This is a genomic window from Halorubrum sp. SP9 (genome assembly GCF_005435015.1).
GTDB lineage: Archaea > Halobacteriota > Halobacteria > Halobacteriales > Haloferacaceae > Halorubrum > Halorubrum sodomense.
Window position 1 is genome coordinate 22,035 of record NZ_SGXU01000031.1, and the last position, 7,017, is coordinate 29,051.

Consider the following 7,017-nt stretch of genomic DNA (forward strand, 5'->3'; position numbering starts at 1 on the left):
AAATACAATATAATAGTACCCTCGGCAATCCCTCTAATATTATATTTGTTGTGGCATAGTTATTTTATTACTATTCTTTCCTTGAATTATCTGGGAGCGTCTAGATCCACCGCGGATACCTATCGACCACCCCGTCGATCTTCGCGGTTCCACTCGAAACGAAGGGGTGGGGGGAGGGCTCCCGATCGGCTTTCGGGAGATCGACGGCCGATCCCTCCTGGCTTCCTGACAACGTCTGACTACTGCGCCTCCGTCCATCGAAGTGGGTCCAACGAATATCACGGTCGACGCCGATAGTTTTACCAATCGGTAAACAAACCGTACACACACCTATGAGACGATTCCGTATCTCGGACGAGGTGGCTCGATGACCGATACCGGCGACACCGACACTGGCGACACCAACACTAGCGACACCAGAGCCGACGACACTGGGGCCAACGACACTGGCGACACCGGAGCCGACAACACTAGGGCCGACGGTCCCACCGGCGGCGGACGGATCCTCGACGGCGTCACCGTTCTCGACCTCTCGACGTTCGTCACCGGTGGCTTCTGCTCGGCGATGCTCGCGAATCAGGGGGCGGAGGTCGTCAAGATCGAACAGCCCGGCTACGGCGACGCCGTCCGCCACTCCGGCCCGCCGTTCATCAAGGGGGAGTCGCCGTACTACTGGACCCTGAGCTACGGGAAGAAGAGCCTCGAACTCGACCTGAAGAACGACGACGCGAAGGAGGCGCTGTACGAACTCGTCGAGGAGGCGGACATCTTCATCCAGAACTTCCGCCCGGGCACCGCAGAGCGACTCGACGTCGACTACGACACGCTCACCGAGCACAACGAGGACCTGATCTACCTCGCGATCTCGGCGTTCGGACAGACCGGACCGTGGCGCGAGCGGTCCGGGTACGACCTCCTCATCCAGGGAATGAGCGGGATCATGAGCGTCACCGGCGAGGCGGACCGCCAGCCGGTGAAGGTCGGCCTCCCGATGACGGACCTGATCACGGCGATGTGGGCGGCCTTCGGCGCGACGACGGCCCTCTACCGCAGAGAGCGGACCGGCGAGGGCGAGTACATCGACCTCGGGATGCTCGAGGCCACCCTCCCGTGGCTCACGAAGCAGGCCGGGATGGTGTTCGCCGGCGAGGAGACGAAGCGGATGGGGACGAAAGACCCCGTCCTCGCGCCGTACCAGACGTTCGAGACGAAAGACGGGTTCATCAACATCTGTATCCTCAACGAGAAGCTCTGGGGCGAGCTCTGCGAGGCGCTCGACCGGCCGGACCTCCCCGAGGACGACCGCTTCGAGCAGAACGCGGACCGCGTGGAACACCTCGACGAGCTCGAAGCCGAGATCGAGGCCACCCTCGCGGACAAGACGACCGACGAGTGGATCGAGGTCATCGCCGAGGACGCGGGCGTCCCCGCCGGCCCGGTGTACAGCGTCGAGGAGGCGCTGAACAGTCCCCAGATCGAGGCCCGCGGCACCATCACCGAGATCGAACACCCCGAACTCGGCGACGTGCCCGTGATCGAACACCCGCTCAAGTTCCGCAACGCCGAGAGCGGCTTCGAGCTCCCCCCGCCGCTTTTAGGCGAACACAACCGCGAGGTGTTCCGCGAACGGGGCTACTCCGAGGCCGAGATCAACCGCCTCGCGGAGCTGGGCGTGTTCGGCGACGACGCGGACAGCGGCGAGACTCCCGACGACGCGGACGACGGCGAGACTCCCGACGACGCGGACGACGGCGAGACTCCCGACGACGTGGACGAGCATGACGACTGAGGTCCGCGTCGGCGGCGTCGGCATGACGCCCTTCGAGAGCGACTCGGGGCGTTCGCTCACCGACCTGGCGGCAACGGCCGCCGAGCGCGCCCTCGACGACGCCGCGGTCGACCTCAACGATGTCGACGCGCTCCACTTCGGCAACGCGCTCGCCGAGGCGCTCGACGAGAGCGCGGGGCTCGCGAACGCGCTCGCGGCCGCCCTCGGCCTCGACGGCGCGTCCGCGGACCGGATCGAGAACACGAGCGCGACCGGCGCGAGCGCCTTCCACCGGGGCGTCGACCGCATTGAAAGGGGCGAGGCCGACGCCGCGCTCGTCGTCGGCGCCGAGAAGATGTCCGCGGGCGACACGCGGAGCGTCACCGAAGCGATCAGCCGCCTCGTCCACCGCCGCGAGTACGCGCAGGGGATCACGCTCCCCTCCTTCGGCGGGCTCGCCGCCGGCGCCTACCTGGACCGCCACGACGCGCCCCGCGAGGCGCTCGCCGCGGTCGCCGCGAAGAACCACGCCAACGCGGTCGACAACCCCGTCGCGCAGTTCCGCAAGTCGATCGACGTCGAGGACGCCCTCGACTCCCCGGTCGTCGCCGCACCGCTCCGGCTGTACGACTGCTGTCCGATGTCGGACGGCGCCGCCGCGGTCGTCCTGACCCGAGCGGGCGACGCCGACGCTGACGCCGCCACCGCCGACACCGGTCACCCGCCCGCGCCCCGCGTCGCCGGCGTCGCAAGCGCGACGGGCACCCACGCCGTCGCCGAGCGGCCGGACCCGCTCTCGATCGACTCCGTCCGGACCGCCGGCGAGCGCGTCTTCGACCGCGCCGGGATCCGTCCCGACGACGTCGACGTCGCCTGTATCCACGACGCGTTCACCGTCCTCGAACTGATCGAACTGGAGGAGCTGGGCTTCTACGACGCCGGCACCGCGTGGGAGGCGACGCTCGACGGCGACACCGCCCTCGACGGCGACCTCCCTGTCAACCCCGGCGGCGGGCTCAAGGCCCGCGGCCATCCGCTCGGGGCGACGGGCCTCTCGCAGATCGTCGAACTCGTGTGGCAGCTGCGGGGCGACCTCCCCGCGGGCCGCCGCGTCGACGGCGCGGAGACGGCGTTCGCGATCAACGTCGCCGGGTTCGGGAACAACAGCGTCTGTACGGTGTTGCGCGCGTGACGGATCCGGACAGCGAAGTCCCGGAGAACGGCGCCCCCGCGGACCGCGACCTCCCCGCGGACGACCTCCTCGCGGACCGGGAGCTCCCCGCGGACCGCGCCTTCGTCTGCGACGACTGCGGTCGCCGCTGGTACTACGACCGGCGCCGCTGCCCGGACTGCGGCCGCTCGTCGGCGGACGCCTCGACGGTTCGACTCGAAACCGGGGCGGTCATGGCGACGACGACCGTCGAGACCACGCCGTCCGACGTCCGCGCGCCGAACCACCTCGCGCTGGCCCGGTTCGACGAGGTTCAGCTGATCGCACAGGCCGCCGACGGCGACCTGGCCCCCGGGGACACCGTTCGGTTCGACGGTTCCCACCGACTTCGCGACGGACGCGAGCGAACCGATCCGCGGCTCGTCGCGGTCGACGACTCCTGACGCCAGGTTCGACCTCGGCGGGAAACGCCGGGTCAGACTTCGACGGGAAACGCCGGCGGAAAAAGGCGACCCCTCGGCTACTCCGTCCGTTCCAGCGACTCGAAGATGAACTCGTCCATCGCCTTCCGGGCCTCCTCGGGCGCGTCCTCGTGACCGAGCGAGATCCGGCGCCCGCGCGCGGCGTGGATGACGTCGGTCACCAGCTGGCCCATCCGCTCCGCGTCGACGTCGCGGAAGACGCCCTCCTCGATCCCCTCCTCGACGACCTCGACGATGCTGCCGCGGATGCGCTCGTAGTGCTCGTTGAACACCTCGCGGTGGTCGCCGTCGTTTTGCGCCTGCGTGTACAGCTCGTGGTACACCTTCATCCGGTCCCAGTGGCTGAACTCCTCGAACTCGGGGCCGAACAGGCACTGGTCGACGCGGGCGCGGAGCTCGGTCCGCGGGTCCGCGTCCCCGTCGACGACCACGCTCCCCTCGTACTGGTCGATGATGTGTTCGAGGAACGAGGACATCAGGTCGTACTTCCCGTCGAAGTGATAGTGGATCACCTGCCGCGTGAGGTCCATCTCCTCCCCGATGTCGCGCATCCGGAGGTCCTTGTACCCGTGCTTGCTCAGCGCGCGGAACGTCGCCTCCATGATGACCTCCTTCGTGTCCTTCGAGGACACCGTCTCCCCGCCGGACTCGTCGGCGGGGTCCTCTCCGGGAGGGCTCCCCTCGGAGGGCCGCTCCCGGGAGGCGTCGTCGCCGCCGTCGGTCGGGGACTCGACGGATTCGCCCGCCGATCCGCCCTGTGATTCGCTCATACCCACACTCTACGGGTGAGGTACATAATACGATTGGCTCTCACTGCGTTTACCGTCCGGTAAAGTTTTAACCTCTTGGTCAAACCCTATTATCGAACATGACACAGACGATCGTTCGAAACGGGACCGTGGTCTCGCTCGACCCGGACGTGGGGGAGTTCGAGGAGGCCGACGTCCTGATCGAGGACGGCGAAATCGTCGAGGTAGGCACCGGACTTGCGGCGTCGAACGCGGAGGAGATCGACGCTTCCGGGAAGATCGTCGTCCCCGGCTTCGTCGACTCGCACATCCACCTCGCGCAGACGCAGGTACGCGGTATCGCCGGCGACTGGTCGCTCATGGGCGAGTACTTCGACCATATGCTCGGTAACATCACCGGGCTCTATCAGCCCGAGGACATGTACCTCGGCGGTCTCTACGGCGCCTTCGAGAAGCTCTACACCGGGACGACGACGGCGCTCGACTGGTCGTACCCCAACACGCTCGAACACGGCGAACGCGCCGTCGACGCGCTGAAGGACACCGGACTGCGCGCGGTGTACACCTACGGTCCGCCGGGCGACGACGCGGCGAAGTGGTGGTACGAGAGCGACGTGGGCCTCCCCGAGGAGAACATCCGTAGCCTCCACGAGGAGAAGATCCGCGACGACGACCTGCTCACCCTCGCGCTCGGGCTCCGCGGCCCCGACTTCTGCGTCCCCGAGACCGCTCGCGCGGACCTGGAGCTGGCGCGCGACCTCGGCGTCCTCTCGACGATCCACATGGGCGCCGCGCTGTGGCCGTCCTCCGAGTACGGCGACGACTACCAGGGCTTCGGCGCCATCGAGGACATGCTCGGCCCCGACGTCAACGTCGCCCACGGGAACCACTTCACCCAGGAGGACATCGACCACGCCGTCGAGCAGGGGGTCTCCTTCTCGTCGACGCCGGAGGTCGAGATGCAGATGGGCCACGGCATCCCCGTCACCGGAAAGGTGCTCGAGGCCGGCGGCCGCCCGGCGTGGGGCGTCGACGTCTGCTCGAACGTCAGCGGCGACATGGGGAGCCAGATGCGCATCGGGATGCAGCTCCAGCGCATGTTCGACAACCAGGCGGTGTTAGAGGGCGACGAGGAGGTCACCGAGGTGAGCATCTCCGCGCGCGATACCCTCGAAATGGCCACCATCGAGGGCGCGAAGGCGCTCGGCCTCGACGACGAGATCGGGACGATCACGCCCGGCAAGCGCGCCGACCTCGTCCTGTTCGACGCCGACGACTTCATGACCGCCCCCAGCCACAACCCGGTCCAGACCGTCGTGTTCCAGACCGATCCCTCGCACATCGACACCGTCCTCGTCGACGGCGAGGTCGTCAAGCGCGACGGCGAGCTGACGAACCCGAAGGTTGACGAGGAGTTCGACCGGTTCGTCGCCTCCGGCGAGCGCCTCCTCGACGAGGCCGGGATCGACCTGTAACACCGGCCGACGCGCCCCCTTCACCGACCGAACTAACCTCTCGACTCACTACTCACCTCACATGCGAATCGGACAATACCGAACGACGGACGAACAGACACCGTGGCCCGGCGTCGCGACCGACGACGGCGTCGTCGACCTCGCCGAGGCCGGCGCCGCCGCCGGCGTCCACGTGCCCGACCGAACCAGCGACCTCCTCGCCGACTGGGAGTGGCGCCGCAAGGCCGACCTCGCGGTCGAACACGCCGCGGAGACGGGCGTCGGCGTCCGCGACCCTACCGACCTCGAGCGCGCCGCCCCCGTCGACGACCCGCGGAAGGTCGTCTGCGTCGGACTGAACTACCGCGACCACGCCGAGGAGGGCGACAACGAGATCCCGGACGAGCCCGTCCTCTTCTCGAAGTTCCCCACCTCGGTCGTCGGCCCAGACGACGCGGTCCGATGGGACCCCGAGTACACCGAGAAGGTGGACTACGAGGCCGAGCTCGTCGCCGTCATCGGCGAGCGCGCCCGCCGCGTCGACCCCGAGGACGCCCTCGACCACGTCGCCGGCTTCACCGTCGGCAACGACGTCTCCGCGCGCGACCTCCAGCACGGCGACGGCCAGTGGGTCCGCGGGAAGAGCCTCGACACCTTCGCCCCGACCGGCCCCGACCTCGTCACGACCGACGAGATCGACGACCCGCACGACCTCGAGATATTCGCCGAGGTCAACGGCGAACGGCTTCAGGAGTCGTCGACCGAGAACCTGATCTTCGGCGTCGACGAGCTGATAGCCTTCTGTAGCCGGGCGTTCACGCTCGAACCCGGCGACCTGGTGTTCACCGGCACGCCCCCCGGCGTCGGCGTCTACCGCGACCCCCCGGTGCTGCTCGGCGACGGCGATTCGGTCACTATCGGCGTCGAGGGCGTCGGCGAACTCACGAACGAGTTCGAGACGGAGTAGGACCGCCCTGTTGTCGAATATTTATAAGAGATTACCAGCGTCGCGACTTCCGTTGAAATACTACACTCTAGACGCATTCTCGCCGGAAACGGTTGGTCACCAAACGCTGATTTTTGATCCAGTGCGGGAGTACGTGTAGTACGTCGTGAGTGGGATCATTTATAAACCAGAATGCGGTATTGCTGTCGGCTGTTTATAAATGACTAACGCTGCTGAGATGGCGGTCTCCAAAGCCCCAGTCGCGACGGCTCGCGCGCCTTGCTGCGCTCCTCAGTCGCTCGTTTCACTCGCTCCTTGCGGTGCTTGCTGCGGCGTGCTTCGCCCTCGCGACTGTCCCTTTGAGTCCCGGCCCGCACCGCTCAGTACCGCAGCCTCACGCCTCCCCAGCCTCGCGGTTCGCGCTCTCCGAGCGCTCACCGCGTCCCT

Annotated in this window: 6 protein-coding genes; 5 read left to right on the plus strand and 1 reads right to left on the minus strand. The window is 67.6% G+C overall.

Annotated features, from left to right (window positions below; genetic code table 11):
- Positions 1-367: 367 nt before the first annotated feature.
- The 3 genes from EXE45_RS13650 to EXE45_RS13660 are packed head-to-tail and all read left to right on the plus strand — an operon-like array spanning position 368 to position 3,382.
- Complete coding sequence (locus tag EXE45_RS13650; protein WP_199233637.1) at positions 368-1,789, plus strand: CaiB/BaiF CoA-transferase family protein; 1,422 nt, start codon at positions 368-370, stop codon at positions 1,787-1,789.
- Entirely contained in the window at positions 1,779-2,960 is a 1,182-nt protein-coding gene (locus EXE45_RS13655) for a beta-ketoacyl synthase N-terminal-like domain-containing protein (RefSeq protein WP_137694650.1), read from the plus strand. The genes EXE45_RS13650 and EXE45_RS13655 overlap by 11 nt, the downstream gene beginning before the upstream one ends.
- On the plus strand, positions 2,957-3,382 hold the full coding sequence (locus EXE45_RS13660) for a Zn-ribbon domain-containing OB-fold protein (RefSeq protein ID WP_137694651.1): 426 nt from the start codon (positions 2,957-2,959) through the stop codon (positions 3,380-3,382). The genes EXE45_RS13655 and EXE45_RS13660 overlap by 4 nt, the downstream gene beginning before the upstream one ends.
- 77 nt (positions 3,383-3,459) lie before the next feature.
- Here the strand turns inward: EXE45_RS13660 and EXE45_RS13665 are convergent, their stop codons facing one another.
- Complete coding sequence (locus EXE45_RS13665; RefSeq protein WP_137694652.1) at positions 3,460-4,191, minus strand: TetR/AcrR family transcriptional regulator; 732 nt, start codon at positions 4,189-4,191, stop codon at positions 3,460-3,462.
- 98 nt (positions 4,192-4,289) lie between these two features.
- Here EXE45_RS13665 and EXE45_RS13670 point away from each other — a divergent pair, with 98 nt between their 5' ends.
- Both EXE45_RS13670 and EXE45_RS13675 read left to right on the plus strand, forming a co-directional pair.
- Positions 4,290-5,645: an amidohydrolase family protein gene (locus EXE45_RS13670; protein WP_092919242.1), complete on the plus strand. Its 1,356-nt coding sequence runs from the start codon at positions 4,290-4,292 to the stop codon at positions 5,643-5,645.
- Between the two features lie 61 nt (positions 5,646-5,706).
- Positions 5,707-6,591, plus strand: a complete 885-nt coding sequence (locus tag EXE45_RS13675) for a fumarylacetoacetate hydrolase family protein (RefSeq protein ID WP_092919244.1) — start codon at positions 5,707-5,709, stop codon at positions 6,589-6,591.
- Positions 6,592-7,017 lie beyond the last annotated feature (426 nt).

Coding starts and splice junctions, on each gene's coding strand:
- EXE45_RS13650 (WP_199233637.1), top strand. CDS start 368: ATGACCGATACCGGCGACACCGACACTGGCGACACCAACACTAGCGAC.
- EXE45_RS13655 (WP_137694650.1), top strand. CDS start 1,779: ATGACGACTGAGGTCCGCGTCGGCGGCGTCGGCATGACGCCCTTCGAG.
- EXE45_RS13665 (WP_137694652.1), bottom strand. CDS start 4,191: ATGAGCGAATCACAGGGCGGATCGGCGGGCGAATCCGTCGAGTCCCCG.
- EXE45_RS13670 (WP_092919242.1), top strand. CDS start 4,290: ATGACACAGACGATCGTTCGAAACGGGACCGTGGTCTCGCTCGACCCG.
- EXE45_RS13675 (WP_092919244.1), top strand. CDS start 5,707: ATGCGAATCGGACAATACCGAACGACGGACGAACAGACACCGTGGCCC.